This is a genomic window from Komagataeibacter saccharivorans, from assembly GCF_003207825.1.
GTDB lineage: Bacteria > Pseudomonadota > Alphaproteobacteria > Acetobacterales > Acetobacteraceae > Komagataeibacter > Komagataeibacter saccharivorans.
Genome location: NZ_NKTY01000002.1, coordinates 40,636 through 60,255, shown reverse-complemented (window position 1 = coordinate 60,255; position 19,620 = coordinate 40,636). Strand labels below are relative to the sequence as shown.

The 19,620-nt window shown below is 63.0% G+C and carries 16 protein-coding genes; 10 read left to right on the top strand and 6 right to left on the bottom strand.

Annotation, left to right across the window (positions count from 1 at the left end):
• Positions 1-4: 4 nt before the first annotated feature.
• On the bottom strand, positions 5-658 hold the full coding sequence (gene ccmB, locus CFR79_RS02070; protein ID WP_180967551.1) for a heme exporter protein CcmB: 654 nt from the start codon (positions 656-658) through the stop codon (positions 5-7).
• 23 nt (positions 659-681) lie between these two features.
• On the bottom strand, positions 682-1,326 hold the full coding sequence (gene ccmA / locus CFR79_RS02065) for a heme ABC exporter ATP-binding protein CcmA (RefSeq protein ID WP_174234138.1): 645 nt from the start codon (positions 1,324-1,326) through the stop codon (positions 682-684).
• A gap of 277 nt (positions 1,327-1,603) precedes the next feature.
• Here ccmA and acnA point away from each other — a divergent pair, with 277 nt between their 5' ends.
• Both acnA and CFR79_RS02055 read left to right on the top strand, forming a co-directional pair.
• The gene (gene acnA / locus CFR79_RS02060; protein WP_110546782.1) at positions 1,604-4,297 is read left to right on the top strand and encodes an aconitate hydratase AcnA; all 2,694 of its coding nucleotides are present in this window, start codon (positions 1,604-1,606) and stop codon (positions 4,295-4,297) included.
• A gap of 221 nt (positions 4,298-4,518) precedes the next feature.
• Positions 4,519-5,415, top strand: coding sequence for a LysR family transcriptional regulator (locus tag CFR79_RS02055; protein ID WP_110546781.1), 897 nt, complete (start codon positions 4,519-4,521; stop codon positions 5,413-5,415).
• Positions 5,416-5,471: 56 nt separating this feature from the next.
• Here the strand turns inward: CFR79_RS02055 and CFR79_RS02050 are convergent, their stop codons facing one another.
• The 3 genes from CFR79_RS02050 to CFR79_RS02040 form a co-directional block, all read right to left on the bottom strand.
• Entirely contained in the window at positions 5,472-6,431 is a 960-nt protein-coding gene (locus tag CFR79_RS02050; protein WP_102325043.1) for a hypothetical protein, read from the bottom strand.
• Between the two features lie 120 nt (positions 6,432-6,551).
• Positions 6,552-7,823, bottom strand: a complete 1,272-nt coding sequence (locus CFR79_RS02045) for an AAA family ATPase (RefSeq protein ID WP_102325044.1) — start codon at positions 7,821-7,823, stop codon at positions 6,552-6,554.
• Positions 7,820-8,455 carry a hypothetical protein gene (locus tag CFR79_RS02040; protein WP_258373391.1) on the bottom strand — a complete coding sequence of 212 codons (636 nt, stop codon included), beginning with the start codon at positions 8,453-8,455 and terminating at the stop codon, positions 7,820-7,822. Before CFR79_RS02040 ends, CFR79_RS02045 begins: the two co-directional genes overlap by 4 nt.
• Positions 8,456-8,635: 180 nt before the next feature.
• On the opposite strand from CFR79_RS02040, the gene rimP reads away from it, so the two are divergent.
• Genes rimP through rbfA form a run of 5 tightly spaced genes read left to right on the top strand, consistent with a single transcriptional unit; the run spans position 8,636 to position 14,603 of the window.
• On the top strand, positions 8,636-9,241 hold the full coding sequence (gene rimP, locus CFR79_RS02035; RefSeq protein ID WP_110546779.1) for a ribosome maturation factor RimP: 606 nt from the start codon (positions 8,636-8,638) through the stop codon (positions 9,239-9,241).
• Positions 9,242-9,261: 20 nt separating this feature from the next.
• Complete coding sequence (gene nusA / locus CFR79_RS02030; protein ID WP_102325046.1) at positions 9,262-10,797, top strand: transcription termination factor NusA; 1,536 nt, start codon at positions 9,262-9,264, stop codon at positions 10,795-10,797.
• A gap of 34 nt (positions 10,798-10,831) precedes the next feature.
• A complete protein-coding gene (locus tag CFR79_RS02025; protein ID WP_243705370.1) occupies positions 10,832-11,464 on the top strand; it encodes an RNA-binding protein in 633 nt (210 codons plus the stop codon).
• Positions 11,461-14,166 (top strand): translation initiation factor IF-2, encoded by a 2,706-nt coding sequence (infB, locus tag CFR79_RS02020; protein WP_110546778.1) that lies wholly within the window; start codon positions 11,461-11,463, stop codon positions 14,164-14,166. Before CFR79_RS02025 ends, infB begins: the two co-directional genes overlap by 4 nt.
• A gap of 23 nt (positions 14,167-14,189) precedes the next feature.
• A complete protein-coding gene (gene rbfA / locus CFR79_RS02015; RefSeq protein ID WP_102325048.1) occupies positions 14,190-14,603 on the top strand; it encodes a 30S ribosome-binding factor RbfA in 414 nt (137 codons plus the stop codon).
• An 84-nt stretch (positions 14,604-14,687) separates the two neighbouring features.
• Here the strand turns inward: rbfA and CFR79_RS02010 are convergent, their stop codons facing one another.
• A complete protein-coding gene (locus CFR79_RS02010; RefSeq protein ID WP_102325049.1) occupies positions 14,688-15,659 on the bottom strand; it encodes an MlaD family protein in 972 nt (323 codons plus the stop codon).
• A 257-nt stretch (positions 15,660-15,916) separates the two neighbouring features.
• On the opposite strand from CFR79_RS02010, the gene truB reads away from it, so the two are divergent.
• The 3 genes from truB to pnp all read left to right on the top strand — a co-directional run bounded on the left by truB (position 15,917) and on the right by pnp (position 19,575).
• Complete coding sequence (gene truB, locus CFR79_RS02005) at positions 15,917-16,837, top strand: tRNA pseudouridine(55) synthase TruB (protein ID WP_102325050.1); 921 nt, start codon at positions 15,917-15,919, stop codon at positions 16,835-16,837.
• A 31-nt stretch (positions 16,838-16,868) separates the two neighbouring features.
• The gene (gene rpsO / locus CFR79_RS02000; RefSeq protein WP_034927253.1) at positions 16,869-17,138 is read left to right on the top strand and encodes a 30S ribosomal protein S15; all 270 of its coding nucleotides are present in this window, start codon (positions 16,869-16,871) and stop codon (positions 17,136-17,138) included.
• Positions 17,139-17,436: 298 nt separating this feature from the next.
• On the top strand, positions 17,437-19,575 hold the full coding sequence (gene pnp, locus CFR79_RS01995; protein ID WP_102325051.1) for a polyribonucleotide nucleotidyltransferase: 2,139 nt from the start codon (positions 17,437-17,439) through the stop codon (positions 19,573-19,575).
• Positions 19,576-19,620 lie beyond the last annotated feature (45 nt).

The following is a 19,620-nucleotide window of genomic DNA, read 5'->3' as shown; positions in this document are numbered from 1 at the left end:
GGGCTTATTCCACCGCCGCACGCAGCCCGGCCCCGGCCGCCAGCGGGCATAGCGGGATCGCCGCGGCAAGGAAGGCGCCCAGCAGTTCCAGATCCGGCCCCCATGACAGGCCCGTCTGCGCCGCATCCAGCGCGGCGGCGCCAAAAATAAGCGCAGGCGTGGTCAGCGGCAGCACCAGTAGCGGCAGCAGCACCCCGCCGCGCCGCGCGCCCAGCACGACGGATGCCGCCATCCCCCCGATCAGCGACAGGATGAGCGTGCCAAGGAGCAGTCCCGTCAGCAGCACCACCATGCTGCCTGCGGGCATGCCCAGCATGATCGCCAGCGGTCCCGCCGCCAGCAGGAGCGGCACGCCGGTGGTCAGCCAGTGCGCGATCATCTTGGCCAGCGCGATGAGGGGGGACGGCAGCCCGGTCATGAGGAGCTGGTCAAGCGACCCGTCCTCCAGCTCCGACCCGAACAGCCGGTCCAGCGGCAGCAGGGCCGCCAGCAGGGCGCAGACCCACACGATACCCGGCGCCATGCGGCGCAGCAGTTCGGGCGATGGTCCCAGCGCCAGCGGGAACAGCGCCCCGGCAAGAATAAAGAACAGCACGGCCCCCAGCGTGTCCGCCCCATGGCGCAACGCCAGGCGCAGGTCACGTTCCAGTATGGCCATGATGAGGGAGGGAATCTGGAATTTCACAGCAGGTCGTCCTCGGGGAAATCCTCCATCGGCTGTGGGATGTCGGATTCGTTCAGGCCCGGCAGCGCCAGCGTCCGGGGGTTGGGCAGGGGCAGCGGAACGTGGGTGGTTGCAATCACAATTCCGCCAGCCTGCCGGTGGGCGGCAAACAGGGTGCCAAGCAGGCCCATCGTGCTGGTATCCAGCCCCAGGCTGGGTTCATCCAGCAGCCATAAGGGGGCCTGCGCCAGCAGGACGCGCGCCAGTGCCGCGCGGCGTTTCTGCCCCGCCGACAGCATGCGCGCGGGCAGGTCGGCCAGCCCGAGAATATTGAGTGATTTCATACACGAATCAGGATCTCCGCCCCCGGATCGCGCGGCCAGTGTCAGGTTTTCGCGCAATGTCAGGCCCAGCTTCAGCGCGTCCTGATGGCCAAGATAGGCAACCCGTCCCGCATGCTGGCTGCGGTCGGCCAGGGTATCCACGCCTGACCACAGGACATGGCCGCCTTCAGGTTTGCGCAAACCCGCAAGCACCCGCAGCAGCGTCGATTTGCCCGCCCCGTTCGGACCGGTCAGAAGCAGGGCGTCGCCTGCGTCAAGCGTGAATCCGACCCGATCGAGAACCAGCCGTTCACCGCGGAAAACCGAGATATTTTCCACTTCCAGCAAGGGGCGGCCGGGGGGAGTAAAGGCAGGAATGACGGAAATCCTCCGATCAGGGGTGACAGGGCGCGGGGGCGAAAAAAACGTCTGCTCCCGCTTTCTTGTTACCGGGTCCAGCTTGTGTCGCAACCGCGTCCGGGTATGTTCTACCCCCGTTGGGAGATCAAGCCGGTTGTCCCTGACAAGGTCGCAAACCCCGTACCGCAGAACCGGATTGCGGGGACACGATCATACGGGATGATCCGTTGCTGATGCCTCGGAGGAAACAAAGCCAATGAAGACGGTTGGGCACGACTCACTGAAAACGGGCCGTACACTGAATGTGGACGGCAAGACCTATCATTATTTCTCAATCCCGGAAGCTGAAAAGACCATCGGCTCCGTAAGCCGCCTGCCGGTCAGCCTGAAAGTGCTGCTGGAGAACGTGCTGCGGTTCGAGGACGGGCATTCCTACTCGGTAGAGGACGCCAAGGCCATCGCCGAATGGCTGAAGGAAGGGCGCAGCACGAAGGAAGTTCCCTTCAAGCCCGCGCGTATCCTCATGCAGGATTTCACCGGCGTTCCCGCCGTGGTCGATCTGGCCGCGATGCGTGACGGTATCCTCAAGCTCAAGGGCGACCCGCAGAAGGTGAACCCGCTGGTTCCCGTCAATCTTGTGATCGATCACTCGGTCATGGTGGACGTGGCGGGCTCGCCCGAAGCGCTGCAGGACAACGTGACCATCGAGTTCGAGCGCAACGGCGAACGTTACGCCTTCCTGCGCTGGGGTCAGGAAGCGTTCGAAAACTTCTCCGTCGTCCCGCCGGGCACGGGTATCTGCCACCAGGTGAACCTTGAATATATCGCGCAGGCGGTATGGACGGCGAACGTGGGCGGCAAGGATTATGCCTATCCCGACACCCTGTTCGGCACCGACAGCCACACCACCATGGTGAACGGCATGGGCGTGCTGGGCTGGGGCGTTGGCGGGATCGAGGCGGAAGCCGCGATGCTGGGCCAGCCCATCGCCATGCTGATCCCCGACGTGATCGGCTTCAAGATGACGGGCAAGCTGCCCGAAGGGGCGACGGCGACCGATCTGGTGCTGACCGTGACCCAGATGCTGCGCAAGAAGGGCGTTGTCGGCAAGTTCGTCGAGTTCTTCGGCCCCGCCCTTGACCACCTGCCGGTGGCCGACCGCGCGACCATCGCCAACATGGCCCCGGAATATGGCGCGACCTGCGGCTTCTTCCCTGTTGATGACCTGACGCTGGATTACCTGCGCCAGACCGGTCGTGAAGAACACCGCATCAAGCTGACGGAAGAATACCTGAAGGCGCAGGAAATGTTCCGCCACGCCCATTCGGAACACCCCGTCTTTACCGATACGCTGGAACTGGACCTGTCCACCATCGTGCCGTCCATCGCAGGCCCCAAGCGCCCGCAGGACCGCGTCGTGCTGAAGGGTGCGGACAAGGCGTTCGAGACCGAGCTGACCGGCAGCCTTGGCGTGCCCGCGGCCGAGAAGGACAAGAAGGCGAAGGTTGCTGGCACGAATTACGAGATCGGCCATGGCGACGTGGTGATCGCGGCCATTACGTCGTGCACCAACACCTCCAACCCCGCCGTGCTGATCGCGGCTGGTCTGGTGGCGAAAAAGGCGCGTGCGCTGGGCCTGAAGCCCAAGCCGTGGGTCAAGACCTCGCTTGCACCCGGATCGCAGGTGGTGACGGATTACCTGAACCGTGCCGGCCTGCAGGATGAGCTGGACGCGATGGGCTTCAACACCGTCGGTTATGGCTGCACGACCTGTATCGGTAACTCCGGCCCGCTGGAAGATCACATCGTCGATGCGATCGAGAACAACAAGCTGGTCGCGGTTTCGGTTCTGTCCGGCAACCGTAACTTCGAAGGGCGTATCTCGCCCAACGTGCGGGCCAACTATCTGGCCAGCCCGCCGCTGGTTGTCGCCTACTCCCTGCTGGGCACGATGCGTGAGGACATCACCACCGCGCCGCTGGGCACTTCCAAGGATGGCAAGCCGGTGTACCTGAAGGACATCTGGCCGACCAACCACGAGATCGCCGCCCTGATGGGTTCCGCGATCACGCGCGAAGAGTTCATCAACCGCTACAAGCACGTAAGCCAGGGTACGAAGGAATGGCAGGCGCTGAAAGTCGCCACCGGTTCCGAGACCTACAAGTGGGATGCGTCCTCCACCTATGTGCAGGACCCGCCGTATTTCCAGGACATCACCCCCGAGCCCAAGCCACGTGGTGACATTGTCGGTGCGCGCCTGCTGGCCCTGCTGGGTGACAACATCACGACCGACCACATCTCGCCTGCCGGCGCGATCAAGGAAAGCTCGCCCGCGGGCAAGTATCTTGAAGCCCATGGCGTGGCCAAGAAGGACTTCAACTCCTACGGTTCGCGTCGCGGCAATGACCGCGTGATGGTGCGTGGCACCTTCGCCAACATCCGCATCAAGAACGAGATGGTGCCCGGAACCGAAGGGGGCGTGTCCAAGCACTTCCCGGACGGGAAGGAAGCCTCCATCTATGATGTGGCGATGGAATACAAGAAAGAGGGCGTGCCCCTGGTCGTGATCGGCGGCAAGGAATACGGCATGGGTTCCTCGCGTGACTGGGCGGCCAAGGGCACCCTGCTGCTGGGCGTGCGCGCCGTGGTTGCGGAAAGCTTCGAGCGTATCCACCGTTCCAACCTGGTGGGCATGGGCGTGCTGCCGCTGCTGTTCCAGGAAGGCACGACGCGCAAGACGCTGGGCCTGAAGGGCGATGAAACCTTCGAAATCCGCGGTCTGGACAAGATCACGCCGCGCATGACGATGACGATGACCATCACCCGCGCCGATGGCTCCAGGCAGGACGTTCCCCTGCTGTGCCGTGTCGATACGCTGGACGAGGTGGAGTATTTCCGCAATGGCGGCATTCTCCAGACCGTGCTGCGTGGCATGACGCAGGCGGCCTGACCATCCGGCCCATTCCGGTCCCTGCCGGAATGAAGTAACAGAACGGCGGCCCGTATCATGCGGGCCGCCGTTTTTTTGTCAGAAACCATCTATGCGCGGAAAGCATAGGTACCGTTGCGTTACGCACATATCCGCGGTGTCTTTTCTCTGTATTGTGTATAAATCAGATGCCGTTTAAAGCTATGTTTATGTAATAACATATCCGGATGTGATGGGGCCTCATGGATCTGCTTTCTGCTTTGCACAGCTTTGTCCGTGTAGCGGCGACGGGATCGTTCTCTGCTGTTTCGCGGGAAACTGGGGCCAGTCAGCCGACCATTTCGCGTCATATCGCCCTGCTTGAGGCCCATTACGGCGCAACGCTGTTCGCCCGCACCACGCGCAGCCTGATGATGACGGAAGACGGGCGCAGCCTGCTGCCCCACGCCTATGAAGTGCTGGAAATCCTTGAAACGGCGGAAACGGCGCTGGGCCGCCGCCGGGCTTCGGTTTCGGGGCTGGTGCGGCTGGGTGTTACAACGGCATTTGGCCTGTACCTGACCAGTCGGCTTGGCAGATTGCTGGAAGAACATCCCGACCTGTCGGTCGAACTGGTCATGCGTGACGGATTCGGTGATCTGGTGGAGGAGGGACTCGATCTTGCTGTCCGCATCGGCTCCATCGCGGAAGGATCACTGATCGCCCGTCGTCTGGGGTCCGTGCATCGTTGCGTGATCGCTTCCACCGATTATCTGGCCCGCCGTGGTACGCCCGAACATCCGCGCGACCTGCTCAACCATCCCTGTATTGCCTACAGCTATGGCGGCACGCGCCATGACTGGCAGTTTGCGCGCAAGGGGGAAAGCGAGACCACGGTTGCGGCCAGCGGTCCCTTCCGCGCCAATAGCAGCGAAGCGGTTCTGCAGGCCGTCCGGGCGGGTCTTGGCATCGGCATGTTGCCTGCCTTCCAGGTGGAAGAAGATATTGCGGCGGGGCGGCTGAAATGCCTGCTGCCGGAATGGACGATTCCCGAACTGCCCTTTTATGCGGTGCATACCGGGCCGCGTACGCTGCCGCTGCGCACCCGCACCGTTCTGGATTTCCTGATCGAGATATCGGACGTATTGCGACAGGGCTGAGGCGGTTATTCCCACCCGGCTTCCGTCGTAACGTCGCGCCGGGCGGGTTCAGGCGATCAGTCCAGCGGGCTGCCCTGTCCGGGTAACGGGGCGGCCGGATCGCGCGACAGGCGGGCGCGCTGCGCCTCGTTGGTGGCCAGCATGTCGCCATTGAAGCCATCATGCAGCACCGGTGCCCAGGCCGCGATCCATGTGTCCGTACGCTTTACGAAATCACTGGCCGCCGGTTGCTGGGCAAGGTTTTCCTTCGTCCAGCTTTCCGGTGATCGCAGTGCCTTGGTGGCGTCCGTGTTGACGGGGTTGAGGAACATCGTCACCGTCTCGACATTGACGTTATGGTCCCCGGCGGGCTGGCTGTAACTCCACCCGGTTTTCAGGAAGACCGGCGGCAGGATGAACCCTTCTTCCTTCAGGCGGTTGGCGATGACAGCCGTGCGGTTGATGGAAGAGGGATAGACCGCAGCGGTGAACCAGCATTCCATGGCCGGGGGATGGGCCGAGATCACGCGGGACATGAAATTGCGGTCGTCATGACACGTTGAATCGATGTTGGTGATCGCGGATTCGGGCACGGGCTGGATATTGCCTTCCGCGCCGATCAGTCCGGTCACGACATGGCCTTCGACCCGGACCAGAATATTTTCCAGAACCTCGCCATGCGGGCCGTTAACCACGCTCATGACCGGATGCCACACACCCGCCGGTAACGGCAGAACGCGCCCGGCAAACGGGATGGAGTTTGTCAGGCGATCGGTAATGGGCAGCATGGTGACCGCGCCGTCGCCACCACCGCCGTTTCCGCCGCCGCCATCGGCTGCGGCATTATCGGTTGCCGGTGGCTCATCCACCATGCCCAGATGGTTATGGATGCTGGCGGTAATCGGCTTCAGCGCGGGCAGCAGGCGGATCAGATAGGCAGGCGGAAAAATGACCGCCAGCAGCAGGAAAGGGAAGATGGTGTAAAGGCTCATCCGCCACAGGGGCGCGCGATGCCATAAACGCGAAAAAGCAGACATTCAGCAGTCCATGCCGCAGGTAGCCATGCCCGTCATCCGGTCGGGGCAGGAAAATGTTGTAAAAAGCCGACCAGCCCCATCGTCGGGTAAAGGCAACGGGCTGGACGGCGCGGGCATGGATCAGGAACTGACCCGCGCGCGCTGGCCATTGGCTTCATCGGCGATTTCGGCCGTGATCCCGTCCTCGTTCTTCACCACGCGCACCAGCTTCGCACCCTGCTGGCGGGCGGTGATGAGCGAGTCGCTTATCATGTCCTCGATGGAGCGGGCCAGATCACGCGCACTGGCGGCCGGTCCCATGCGGTCCTGCCGGCGCATGACCTCGAACAGCAGGGCCGGGTCGATGCCGCCTGTTTCCACTTTCAGCCCGTAGCTGTCGATCATCGCTTCGATCTCGAGGGCCGATACGCGCGCGATATCGAGTCCCTCCAGCGGGCGGAATACGAAAATGCGGTCCAGACGGTTCAGAACTTCGGGCGCGAACCCGGCCTGACGCAGGGCCTCCACCGATTCGGCACGCATCTTGTCCGGCTCATCCGCCAGCCGGTCCGCGATCTCGGACAGGGCATCGGTGGCGATGTTGGATGTCAGGATGAAGATGCATCGCACGGTCGAGATCTGCTGGCCCGTCGATGCCTCGGTTACGTGGCCATCATTCCATGCGGTCAGGAATTTCTTGAAAACGTCGGGATGCGCCTTCTCGATTTCATCCAGAAGCACCACCGCATCGGGCTTTTCCTTCAGCCCGCCCGTCAGCTTGCCGTAGGTGTCCGAGCCGACGTATCCCTTGGGCGATCCGAAAAGCTGGGTCGCGGCATGGGGCGAACTCATCTGCGTCATGTCGAAATTGAGCAGCGGACGGTCAAGCTGGCGGGCAAGCTGCTTGGCCAGATAGGTCTTGCCCGTGCCGGGCGGCCCCGCCAGCAGGAAGATCCCCACCGGTTTGCCGCGCACCTGCAACGCCAGGCGGCGGCGTAGCTGGGTCGCCACGTCCTCGCATACCTGATCCTGCCCGATCACGCGCGCGCGCAGGCTTGCCGCCAGCTCCTCCGCGTCGATCACGGTTTCCTTCTGCTCACGCGCGAGCATTTCCTCCAGCGCGTTGCGATTGGTCAGCCTGGCCAGTACGTCCATCATCCATCCCCGTCTGCGTCGAATTCCCTTGCGGGCCAGTTTTTCGGCCCGGCTCTCGAACAACAGCCCGGCCAGCGCCAGCAAGGCGCTGCCCGCAGCCACGACCGGATATGCCGGGGCACACCATTCCATGAAATGCCGCAGGCTGGCGAGTGAAAGATGCAGCGCCATCGCCGCCTGCAGGCTGCCCAGCACCAGAAAGATGACCATGATGAACGGCACCAGCCGTTCCATCAGGGCCGGATAGAGCGGTTTCATTGTACCACAACCCCGATCACGATCTCAGTATCCCGCAGCAGCACCGGCAGTGGCGTGGGGCCGGGCACGAATACCGCCCCCGTCCGTATGCCCGTGGGACCCGGATCGGTGGCCGGGGCCACCGTCACGTTTCCCGCAATGCGGATCGGCAGGATCACGCTTTTGGGCTGAGGGCCAAGATGCACCGTCTGGACCAGCCCCAGTGACTGAACGTTCACCACCGCGCCGGTTCCCGACATGTCATACATGGGCATATCCGCCAGAACGATTTCACGCCGCTTCAGCGCCGCCATGATCTCACCCTTCTGTTCGGGTGTGTAGGATGTCTGGCTCAGCATTTCTTCCGCCCTGTCGGCGGCGATCATGGGCATCTGGCCCATCATGTCCGGCCTGTTCTGGACCGGTGCATTAAGCTGGAGATGGCCGCCATTGTCCGTGCCACGTCCACCCGCTTCCGCCGCCACCGGGGGCGTGGCGCTGCCGTTCCCCCCTTCGCGTGGCGTAAGAAAACCACCGGAACCAAGGCCGCCCGCCGCCACTACGGCCGCGATCAGGCCCACCACGACCAGCCTGCGGCTGCCTGGGCGTGCGCTGCGTTCCCGTGTCGCTTCCGGCGGTGTGGGCAAGGGCATCATGCGCGCATAATGTGGGCGATGTGAAGGATATGGCAAGATGATAAGTAGAGAGGAAATGTAACCCCGCCGCCTGCATATAGTCCTTGCGGTCAGGGGTGGCGTGACCTATGTTACGGACAATTCCTTCATTTCCGGTTTTTTTCTTTGGGGGGTGGCCGCAGGGCTGCCTTTTTTGCATTGGACGCTGATCTGCCTTTCCTGACGGGCCTCGATGCCCGCATAGCCGCCATGATCGCGCCCGCGCTGGCCGATATGGGGTTTGAACTCGTACGGGTGGCGGTGCTGGGGCGTGAATCGCCCACGGTGCAGATCATGGCGGACCGGGCCGATGGCTCGCTTATCGCCATTGAGGACTGCGAACAGATCAGCCATGCGGTGGGCGCGATCCTGGACGTGGAAGACCCGCTGCCGGGTGCATGGACGCTGGAAGTCTCGTCGGCCGGTATCGACCGGCCGCTGACCCGCGCCAAGGACTGGGACCGTTTCGCCGGGCATCTCGCCCGCGCCGAAATGAACATGCCGATTGATGGCCGCAAGCGCTTTGCCGGTATCGTGCTGGGCGCACGGGACGGTCATGGCCTGATGCGGCTTGACGACGGGACCGAGGTTGCGCTGCCTTTTGCCGAAATGCGCAAGGCGCGCCTGGTCCTGACGGACGAACTGATCGAGGCGAGCGCCCGGATGATGCAGCCGGGCGCTGCTGCTGACGAAAACGGGCCGGCGGAGGATTCCCCGGCTGAAACGCATAAGGCCAGTGGCAAGCCGGGCCGCCGCGCCAACTGAACGATGTTGTGGAGACACTGATGGATACGTCCGTTGCCCGTCCCGAACTGCTGCTGGTGGCCGATGCCGTAGCGCGGGAAAAGTCGATCGACCGCGAGGAAGTGCTGGAAGCGATGGAGCAGGCCATCCAGAAGGCCGGTCGCGCCAAATACGGTCACGAAAAGGATATCCGCGCCACGATCGACCGCAAGACCGGGGATGTGCGTCTTTCGCGCTGGACCGAAGCGGTCGAGGCGGTGGAAAATGAAGAAACGCAGATTCCGCTGTACATCGCGCGCAAGTTCAAGCCGGAAATCCAGCTTGGCGAATACCTGATCGATCCGCTGCCGCCCATCGATTTCGGGCGTATCGCCGCCCAGACGGCAAAGCAGGTGATTGTCCAGCGCGTGCGCGAATACGAGCGTCGCCGCCAGTTCAATGACTTCAAGGACCGCGTGGGCGAAATCGTCAACGGGACCATCAAGCGCACGGAATACGGCAACCTGCTGGTCGAAATCGGTGATGCCGAAGCCCTGCTGCGCCGTGATGAGCTGATCCCGCGCGAAAGCTTCCGCAATTCCGATCGCGTCCGCGCCTATATCTACGATGTGCGCGACGAACCCCGTGGCCCGCAGATCTTCCTGTCCCGCACGCATCCGGCATTTCTTGCCAAGCTGTTCGCGCAGGAAGTGCCCGAGATCTATGATGGCATCATCGAGATCAAGGCCGTGGCCCGCGATCCCGGTTCGCGCGCGAAAATGGCTGTCATTTCACGCGATGCCTCGATCGATCCGGTCGGCGCGTGCGTGGGTGTGCGTGGCCGCCGCGTGCAGGAAGTGGTGAAGGAACTTCAGGGCGAGAAGATCGATATCATCCCCTGGAGCCCGCAGGCCGCGACCTTCGTTGTCAACGCCCTTGCCCCGGCTGAAGTCAGCAAGGTGGTGATGGATGAGGAAGCCGGTCGTGTCGAGGTTGTGGTGCCCGACGATCAGCTCAGCCTCGCCATCGGGCGGCGCGGGCAGAACGTCCGCCTTGCCAGCCAGTTGACGCGCTGGGATATCGACATCCTGACCGAGGCCGAGGAATCGGAGCGCAGGCAGGAAGAATTCCGTCGCCGCAGTAACCTGTTTGTCGAAGCGCTGGACGTTGACGATGTCATCGCCGGGCTGCTGGTGACCGAAGGCTTCCATTCCATCGAGGAACTGGCATTCGCCGATCCCGATGAACTGGCCAACATCGAAGGCTTTGACGAAGACGTGGCCGGTGAACTGGTCCGTCGCGCCGAAGGCTACCTTGCGGGGCAGGAAGAGGAACTGGACAACAAGCGCCGTGAACTTGGCGTCACGGACGACATCGCCGTGCTGGGCGTGTTCACCAACCAGATGCTGGTGACGCTGGGTGAAAAGGGCGTGAAGACGCTTGATGACCTGGCCGACCTTGCCGGTGACGAACTGGTTGAAATCCTTGGCAGCGATGCCATTGATGAAGATGCGGCCAACGAAATCATCATGGCGGCACGCGCGCACTGGTTCGATGGTGATGAAAACGCGGCCCCGCAGGAGACGTCCGACGTCTGAGCAGGATAACACGCACGCGCAGGACGCGGATGACATCACACAGGAAGAGCGCGGTCCGCTGCGCCGCTGTGTCGTCACCCGTGTCCGGTTGCCCAAGGAGGAAATGATCAGATTCGTCATTTCCCCCGATGGAGTCGTGATCCCTGATCTTTCCGCACGTCTGCCCGGACGGGGAATTTGGTTGAGCGCACGCGCGGATGTGTTAGAAACAGCACGCACACGTGGCGTATTCGCCCGCGCGGCACGGGGAAGGGTTGTTATTCCCCCTGACCTGACCCATCTTGTAGTAGACGGGTTGCTGCGGCGGATGATGGATGTCGCGGGGCTGGCACGGCGGGCCGGGCAGATTGTCTGCGGTTTCGCCAAGGTGCGTGAGTGGGTTGTGGGCGGTCGCGCCGGTCTGGTCATCCAGGCGGCCGATGGCAGTCCCGACGAGAGGAAGAGAGTTTTGTCCGGTGCACGGGACCTTCCGGTTACGGTTGTTCCTACGGCATCGGGTCTGGGTGCGGCATTTGGCCGTGACCATGTTGTTCATGCAGCGATGCTGCATGGTGAACTGGCACGCCGTTTCCGTATCGAGAGTGAACGTTTTGCGGGTTTGTCCGGCAGGACTGGCCCGAATTCGGCGGAGCGGTCCGCCGGACGGTGTGAACAGGCGGGTACATGAGCGAAGGCAACGATCAGGATCAGGGTAAGGGACGCTTGTCCCTGCGGCCGGCGGGCCGGAGGGAAGTCGGACGGACGGTGGATGCCGGTTCCGTGCGGCAGAGCTTCAGCCATGGTCGATCAAAGGTAGTCCAGGTCGAGGTGCGCAAGAAGCGCGGGGCCGGGGCTGCGGGTAATGGATCGGGGCCCGCTGGCGGTCGCGCCGGTGGACGGGGCGGTCGCGCCCTGACGGCGGCCGAACTGGCGACCCGCCAGCGTGTGCTGGAAGAACAGCGTCGCGAAGCTGTCCAGCGCGAGAAAGATCTGCGCGAGCAGGAAAAGATCACGATTCTCTCCGCTGCGGAAGAAGCCCGCAGGCAGGAAGAGGAAAATGCCCGCCGTGCCGAAGAAGAGGCACAGGCACAGGCAGATGCCGCAGCGCAGGAGGAAGCCCGCAAGCGGGAAGCCCAGAGCGCGGCTAAGGTCTCCGCACCTGAAGCAGTCGAGCCTGCTGGCCCGGTCGTTTCTTCCGTGCCGATTCCCGGTGAGGTCACGCTGGCCCCGCCGATGCAGCGCCTGCGTCCTCTGGCTGAACGGGCGATCATGCCCGCACAGCCGGTGCGTCCGTCGCGTCCGGCTGGTGGTGGCGCTTCGACCGCCCGCGCTCCGGGTGCCGGAGCCGGCGCCGGTGCGGGTGAGACACTGCGCCTGCGCACCGGCCGTGCGGAAGGGGGCGAGGAAGAACGTCGTCCCAGCCGTCGTCCCGGTGGGAATGCCGTGCCGAACCGCCGCCCCTCGGGCGGCGCAAAGAAAAGCAATGACAGCCGTCGCGCCGGACGTATTGACGTGCAGGCCGCGATCGAGGGGGATGACGACAAGACCCGCTCGCTCGCCTCGGTCCGCCGCCAGCGTGAACGTGAGCGCCGTCAGGCCGAACTGGAGCGCCTGCGTTCCGATCAGGTCCGTGTGGTGCGTGACGTGATCCTGCCCGAGACCATTACGGTGCAGGAACTGGCTAACCGTATGGCCGCCCGTCAGGGCGAGGTCATCAAGGCGCTGATGAAGATGGGCGTCATGGCGACCGTCACCCAGTCGCTTGATGCCGACACGGCGGAACTGGTCGTGCAGGAATTCGGCCATCGTGTGCGGCGTGTCGCCGATAGCGATGTCGAGATCGGGATCGAGGGTATCGAGGATCAGGCTGAAGATCTTAAGCCGCGTCCGCCGGTCGTGACCGTCATGGGTCACGTCGATCACGGCAAGACCTCGCTGCTGGATGCGCTGCGCACGACCGATGTCGCCAATGCCGAAGCCGGGGGCATCACCCAGCATATCGGTGCGTATCAGGTGTCGCTGGCCTCTGGCGCGAAGATCACCTTCATCGATACGCCGGGTCATGAAGCCTTCACCGCCATGCGTGCCCGTGGCGCCTCCGTCACCGACGTGGTGGTGCTGGTGGTTGCGGCGGATGACGGCGTGATGCCGCAGACGATCGAAGCGATCAAGCACGCCAAGGCGGCTGATGCCCCGATCATCGTGGCCATCAACAAGTGCGACAAGCCCGACGCCAATCCCGACCGGGTGCGTCAGGAACTGCTGAACCACGAAATCGTGGTGGAAAGCATGGGTGGCGACACGCAGGATGTCGAAGTCTCGGCGCTGAAGCGCACCGGGCTGGACAAGCTTGAAGAAGCGATCCTGCTGCAGGCTGAAATCCTTGACCTGAAAGCCAACCCGGACCGGGTGGCGGAAGGTTCCGTGATCGAAAGCCGTCTGGATCGTGGACGTGGTCCGGTTGCAACCGTTCTGGTCCAGAAAGGCACCCTGCGTCGTTCCGACATCGTGGTGGCCGGGGCCGAATGGGGCCGTGTGCGCGCCATGATCGACGACCGTAACCGCCAGCTGGCGGAAGCGGGTCCATCCATGCCGGTTGAAATCCTGGGCATTACCGGGGTTCCGGGTGCGGGTGAGCCGTTCGTGGTGGTGGAAAACGAGAATCGCGCCCGCGAAATCTCCGAGTTCCGCCAGCGCGTGATCAAGGATCGCATGGCTGCGGGCCAGACTGCCGCACGCGGCACGCTGGATCAGATGCTTGCCCGTATCCAGGCAGGTGCGCAGAAGGAAGTCGCGGTCCTTATCAAGGCGGACGTGCAGGGTTCGGCTGAAGCCCTTGAGGCGACGGTGCAGAAGCTGGAGCATGAGGAAGTCAAGATCCGCGTGCTGAATGCCACGGTCGGCCAGATCACGGAAAGTGATGTGCAGCTTGCCAAGGCATCGGGTGCGGTCGTGATCGCCTTCAATGTCCGTGCCACGACGCAGGCCCGTGAACTGGCCCAGCGCGAAGGTGTGGATATCCGCTACTACTCCATCATCTATCAGGTGGCGGACGATGTGGAACAGCTTGTGCGCGGCAAGATAGCGCCGAAGCACCGCGAGAAGTTCCTCGGCTATGCCGAAATCCGCAAGGTTTTCGAAATTACCAAGGTCGGCAAGGTCGCCGGTTGCTACGTCACCGAAGGCGTGGTCAAGCGCGGCTGTGGTGTTCGTCTGCTGCGTGACAACGTCGTGATCCATGAAGGCGATCTGAGCCAGCTCAAGCGCTTCAAGGACGACGTGAAGGAAGTGGCGCGCGGTTACGAATGCGGCCTGTCCTTCGCAGGGTATAATGACCTGCGTGAGGGCGACGTTGTCGAATGTTATGAAATGGAACTCGTCCCGGCATGAGCCGTAATTCATCCAGAAAAGGGATGAGCGAGAGCGGGCCGGCAGGGAAACTTGCCGGCCATTCCGCATCAGGTCCCTCGCAGCGCCAGTTGCGCGTGGCGGAAGAAGTGCGTCGCGTACTGGCGGAAATATTTGCCCGTACCGAATTCCGCGACCCGGATCTGGCCGATGTCCATATCACCGTTACCGAAGTCCGCATCTCACCCGACCTGAAGCACGCGACGGTATTCGTAGCGCGGCTGGGGCGTAGTGACGTGGCGGAACTTCTGCCTGCCCTCAAGCGTGTAAGCCCGTTCCTGCGGACACGTCTGTCCCATGCGCTCAGGTTGCGCGGGGTGCCGGACCTGCATTTCCAGCCCGATACGGCGCTGGATTATGCGATGGAGGTCGACAGCATGCTCCGTCAGCCGGAAGTAAGGCGCGATCTGGAAGACTGATCCGTAATGCGGACTGACTGAAAAAGGCCGGTCTGGCGAAATGCCAGACCGGCCTTTTCTGTAAATGTCGGATGCACGGGCAGGTCAGTTACGACGTCCCATAAGCAGCAGTTGCGGGTTGCGTTCCACATCGGTTGCGAAACCGCGCAGGGCCGCTGCCGCTGCGGCAAGGTCGCGCAGGGACGAATCGATATTGGAACGGTCAGCGGAACTGGGGGCCGTAATGTCGTGCAGCCCGGCCAGCGCGCCTCTGGCCTCGGTGACCGTATCATTGGAATTGACCAGAAGCGTGTGCAGTTCGCTGCCCCGCGCATCAAGCTGGGCCGTGCCCGTATTGGCCAGATGGTCGATGGAGGCCAGCGTCGTATCCATCCGGTGGTCCAGATCACGGATGGCGTCGGTTGCCGTATCAACCGTTACCCGTGTGTGGTCCGAGGTGGCACGTACGCTGTCCACCAGCGGCGGCAGGTCCTTGTCCAGCCGGTCGGCCAGCGTGCGGATGCTGACCAGCATGGTGTCGGCATTATTGGCGATGTTCTTGAGCGGCAGCGTCGTCAGCGCATCGGTCAGGCGCTGCATTTCCGATTCCCGCGCCGGGATTTCCGTATATCCGCTGAAGCCGGGATGCAGGTGCGCCGGTGTGGCGGGATCGAATGTCAGGTCGATTTCTTCCTGCCCGGTCACGAAGCTCTGCATATGCAGTTCGGCGCGCAGGCCGCGTTCGACCAGCTTGGGCAGTTCATGTGTATCGAGCGCCCTGCCATGGCTGGTCGCCATGTGCGCGCCATTGGCCTCAAGTTCCAGCGTTACGGGAATATAGGCCTGATGCGTGTCGGGATCGAACTGGACGGAAATACGTTCCACATGCCCGACCTGCACGCCGTCGAACGTGACGGGCGCACCTACACCCAGACCGTTGATGGGGCTGTCGAATACGACCACGGCGTGGCTGGTGGGGGAGAAGGGATGGAATTTCCCGAACAGCGCGATGGCCGTCACACCAAGAAGGGCGCCACCCAACACAAATGCACCGACCGTGGTCTGCCGTTCAGCCATGGTGTTCAGGTCTCCCTACACGCGGAATGAAAAAATATTCCAGGAACACGATACCCATGCGCCTGTTTGCCGCAAGATGGCACCACATCCACGCCTGGCAAAGCGGGATAGGGTGATGGCAGGCATGTGCCACCTTCGCCCTTACTATCATGTGTGTCCCTTACGGCCAGCCCCCCTGATGGAATGGGGCATTGCCGTGCCTGCGTGCCTCGTCTAAACGCACGCCTTCCCCCTGACTGGATGCAAGGTGCCGTGCAATGCGACGCAAACGTGGACGCCCGCTTGATGGCTGGCTGATAATCGACAAGCCGTCGGGCATGACATCCACGCAGGTCGTGGGCCGTGCGCGCTACCTGTTCGATGCGGCCAAGGCTGGCCATGGCGGCACGCTGGACCCGCTGGCGACCGGTCTGCTGCCGATAGCCTTCGGCAAGGCGACCAAGACCGTGCCCTATATCATGGATGGCACCAAGCGTTATCACTTCACCCTGCGCATAGGGGAAGCACGCGACAGTGACGATGCCGATGGCAACGTGACGGCAGTATCCGACGTGCGCCCCGATAACGCGGCCTTTGCGGCGGCGCTTGGGGCGTTCCGTGGCGATATCATGCAGGTGCCGCCGGTGTTTTCCGCCCTCAAGGTGGGCGGCAAGCGTTCTTATGACCTTGCGCGCGCGGGGAACGCACCCGAACTGCAGTCACGGCCCGCGCATATTGACCGTTTTGAACTGATCGCCCGCCCCGATGCCGATACGGCGGTGTTCGAGGTGGTGTCGGGCAAGGGGGTGTACATGCGTTCGCTCGCACGCGATATCGCGCTGGCCTGTGGCACTGTGGGCCATGTGGTGGCGCTGCGGCGGCTGAACGTGGGGCCTTTTGATGAATCCCATGCGATTCCACTGGACAAAATTGTCGCAAGCGCCGACAACGCGCCTGCTCCCCCGGATCTGCTGCTTCCGGTCGCGACCGCGCTGGCCGACATCCCGGCGCTGGCCCTGACCCGTGAGGAAGCGGATGCCCTGTCATACGGTCAGGCCCTGGACCTTAACCAGTTGGCGGACCGGATGCCGGACCACACCGATCCCCGCAGCGGGGTCGTGCGTGCGATGGACGGGGCGCGTGTGGTCGGGCTGTGTCGTCCCGTGGACGGCTGGCTGCGATCAGTACGCATGCTGTGAACTGAATATCTGTCTGTAATGGAGAAAGACGATGTCGATTACTGCTGAACGCCGCACGGCGCTGATTGGCGAATACCAGAACGCCGCCACAGACACGGGCTCACCGGAAGTGCAGGTTGCCCTGCTGACCGAGCGGATCGTGAACCTGACCGATCACCTCAAGACCCACGCGAAGGATTTCCATTCCCGCCGTGGTCTGCTGATGCTGGTCGGCCGCCGCCGCCGCCTGCTTGATTATGTCAAGCGCAAGGACCAGGCCCGCTACGAAACACTGATCAAGCGCCTCGGCCTGCGTCGCTGATTTGCGACATGACGGGATCGCGGTCATAATGCGTTCCCGTTCGGCCCGTCTGGGTGCGGCGCATGCATGTGCATGGCCGCGCCCGGCGGCGCCGGATATTTTCAGGTACCCATAACGGGTGCCATCAACACGCTGCCGACGCCACGGCGGAGATGTCCGGACCGGATCGCAGCGTTTCAGGCCACATGGTGTTCTGACGGCAGTGCCGTCATCACTCCATGCCGTCCGAGGCGCTGCCATCAATGTTCCAATGTCCGGCCCGCCTGCATTGCGGCAGTCAACGGACAGGGTTGTCTGGATGTTCAATTATTTTCGCAAGGAAATCGAATGGGGCGGTCGCCCGCTGGTGCTGGAAACGGGCAAGGTCGCCCGTCAGGCCGATGGCGCGGTTGTCGTAACCTATGGCGATACGGTCGTGCTCTGCACGGCTGTTGGCGCCAAGAATGTGAAGCCGGGGCAGGATTTCTTCCCGCTTACGGTCAATTATCAGGAAAAAGCCTACGCCGCGGGCAAGATCCCCGGTGGCTTCTTCAAGCGTGAAGGTCGTCCGACCGAGGCCGAGGTTCTGAACTCGCGCCTGATCGACCGTCCGATCCGCCCGCTCTTCCCCGAAAACTTCCGTAACGAGGTTCAGGTCATCGCGACCGTGCTGAGCCACGACATGGAAAACGATCCCGCCGTTGTGGCGCTGATCGGCTGCTCGGCGGCGCTGACGCTGTCCGGCATCCCGTTCTTCGGTCCGGTGGGCGCGGCGCGCGTGGGTTACAGCGATGGCAAGTACATCCTCAACCCGACAATCTCGCAGGTGCGTGACAGCGAGCTGGATCTGGTCGTGGCCGGCACGTCCGAAGGCGTGCTGATGGTCGAGTCCGAGGCCGGGGAACTGTCCGAGGACGTGATGCTGGGCGCCGTGACGTTCGGTCACGAAGCCTTCCAGCAGGTGATCGACGCGATCATCGACCTTGCCGAAAACGCAGCCAAGGCCCCGTGGGACCTGGCCGAGCCGACGGCTGAGGAAATCAAGCTGCGCAAGAAGGTGGACAAGGTCGGTCGTGCCCTGATCGCCGAAGCCTACAAGGAACGGGCCAAGCAGGTCCGTTACAAGAAGGTTGCCGCCGCCCGTGAAGCGATCCTTGCCAAGATCGGTGAGGCCGACGCCGATGCGGCCAAGCCGATGATCAAGGATCTGGAAGCCGACGTGGTCCGCACGGAAGTGCTCGACACCGGTTACCGTATCGATGGCCGCGATCTGGAAACGATCCGTCCGATCGTGTCCGAGGTCGGCATCCTGCCGCGCGCGCATGGTTCCGCCCTGTTTACCCGTGGCGAGACGCAGGCGCTGGTTGTGGCCACCCTGGGCACCGCGCAGGACGAGCAGATCGTGGACGCGCTGGAAGGCGAATATCGCACCAACTTCATGCTGCACTACAACTTCCCGCCGTTCTCGGTTGGTGAATGCGGGCGCATGGGTTCGCCGGGCCGTCGTGAAATCGGTCATGGCAAGCTGGCATGGCGCGCCATCCACCCGCTGCTGCCGGGCAAGGATACCTTCCCGTACACGATGCGCGTCGTGTCCGAGATCACGGAAAGCAACGGCTCTTCTTCCATGGCCACGGTATGCGGCACGTCGCTTGCGCTGATGGATGCCGGTGTTCCGCTGAAGCGCCCGGTGGCGGGCATCGCCATGGGCCTGATCAAGGAAGACGACGAATTCGCCGTGCTGTCCGACATTCTGGGTGACGAAGATCATCTGGGTGACATGGACTTCAAGGTGGCGGGCACCGAAAAGGGCGTGACCGCGCTGCAGATGGACATCAAGATCACGTCCATCACGCCGGAAATCATGAAGATCGCGCTGGGTCAGGCCCGTAATGGCCGTCTGCACATCCTGGGCGAAATGGCCAAGGCGCTGACCGAAGGCCGTTCGGATGTTTCTTCCTCCGCGCCGAAGATCACCACGATCTCCGTGCCGAAGGAAAAAATCCGCGATGTGATCGGTCAGGGCGGTAAAGTCATTCGTGAGATCGTTGAATATTCGGGTGCGAAGATCGACATCAACGATGACGGCACGATCATGATTGCCGCCACTTCCGACGATCAGGCCGAAAAGGCCATCGAGCGGATCCGCGGTATCGTGGCCGAGCCCGAAGTGGGCCAGATCTACAACGGCAAGGTTGTGAAGACCGCCGATTTCGGTGCGTTCGTGAACTTCCTTGGCCCGCGTGACGGACTTGTCCACATCTCCGAACTGGCGCAGGGCCGTGTCTCCAAGACGACGGATGTCGTCAAGCAGGGAGACGAGGTGAAGGTGAAGGTTCTGGGCTTCGACGATCGCGGCAAGGTCAAGTTGTCCATGCGCGTGGTCGATCAGGAAACTGGTGCCGACATCACCGAGACCGTGGGCGCGAAGCCCGGTCGGGCGCCTGCCGCGCGCTAAGACGCGGAAATGACACCCCGGCGGTCGGCCACGCATCAGGCGTGG

Bases quoted from the DNA above. Each gene is read 5' to 3' on its own strand.
- pnp (WP_102325051.1), top strand. From the start codon at position 17,437: ATGTTCAATTATTTTCGCAAGGAAATCGAATGGGGCGGTCGCCCGCTG.
- truB (WP_102325050.1), top strand. From the start codon at position 15,917: ATGCGACGCAAACGTGGACGCCCGCTTGATGGCTGGCTGATAATCGAC.
- CFR79_RS02055 (WP_110546781.1), top strand. From the start codon at position 4,519: ATGGATCTGCTTTCTGCTTTGCACAGCTTTGTCCGTGTAGCGGCGACG.
- CFR79_RS02010 (WP_102325049.1), bottom strand. From the start codon at position 15,659: ATGGCTGAACGGCAGACCACGGTCGGTGCATTTGTGTTGGGTGGCGCC.
- infB (WP_110546778.1), top strand. From the start codon at position 11,461: ATGAGCGAAGGCAACGATCAGGATCAGGGTAAGGGACGCTTGTCCCTG.
- CFR79_RS02040 (WP_258373391.1), bottom strand. From the start codon at position 8,455: ATGCCCTTGCCCACACCGCCGGAAGCGACACGGGAACGCAGCGCACGC.
- rpsO (WP_034927253.1), top strand. From the start codon at position 16,869: ATGTCGATTACTGCTGAACGCCGCACGGCGCTGATTGGCGAATACCAG.
- CFR79_RS02050 (WP_102325043.1), bottom strand. From the start codon at position 6,431: ATGTCTGCTTTTTCGCGTTTATGGCATCGCGCGCCCCTGTGGCGGATG.
- acnA (WP_110546782.1), top strand. From the start codon at position 1,604: ATGAAGACGGTTGGGCACGACTCACTGAAAACGGGCCGTACACTGAAT.
- CFR79_RS02045 (WP_102325044.1), bottom strand. From the start codon at position 7,823: ATGAAACCGCTCTATCCGGCCCTGATGGAACGGCTGGTGCCGTTCATC.
- ccmB (WP_180967551.1), bottom strand. From the start codon at position 658: ATGGCCATACTGGAACGTGACCTGCGCCTGGCGTTGCGCCATGGGGCG.
- nusA (WP_102325046.1), top strand. From the start codon at position 9,262: ATGGATACGTCCGTTGCCCGTCCCGAACTGCTGCTGGTGGCCGATGCC.
- rbfA (WP_102325048.1), top strand. From the start codon at position 14,190: ATGAGCGAGAGCGGGCCGGCAGGGAAACTTGCCGGCCATTCCGCATCA.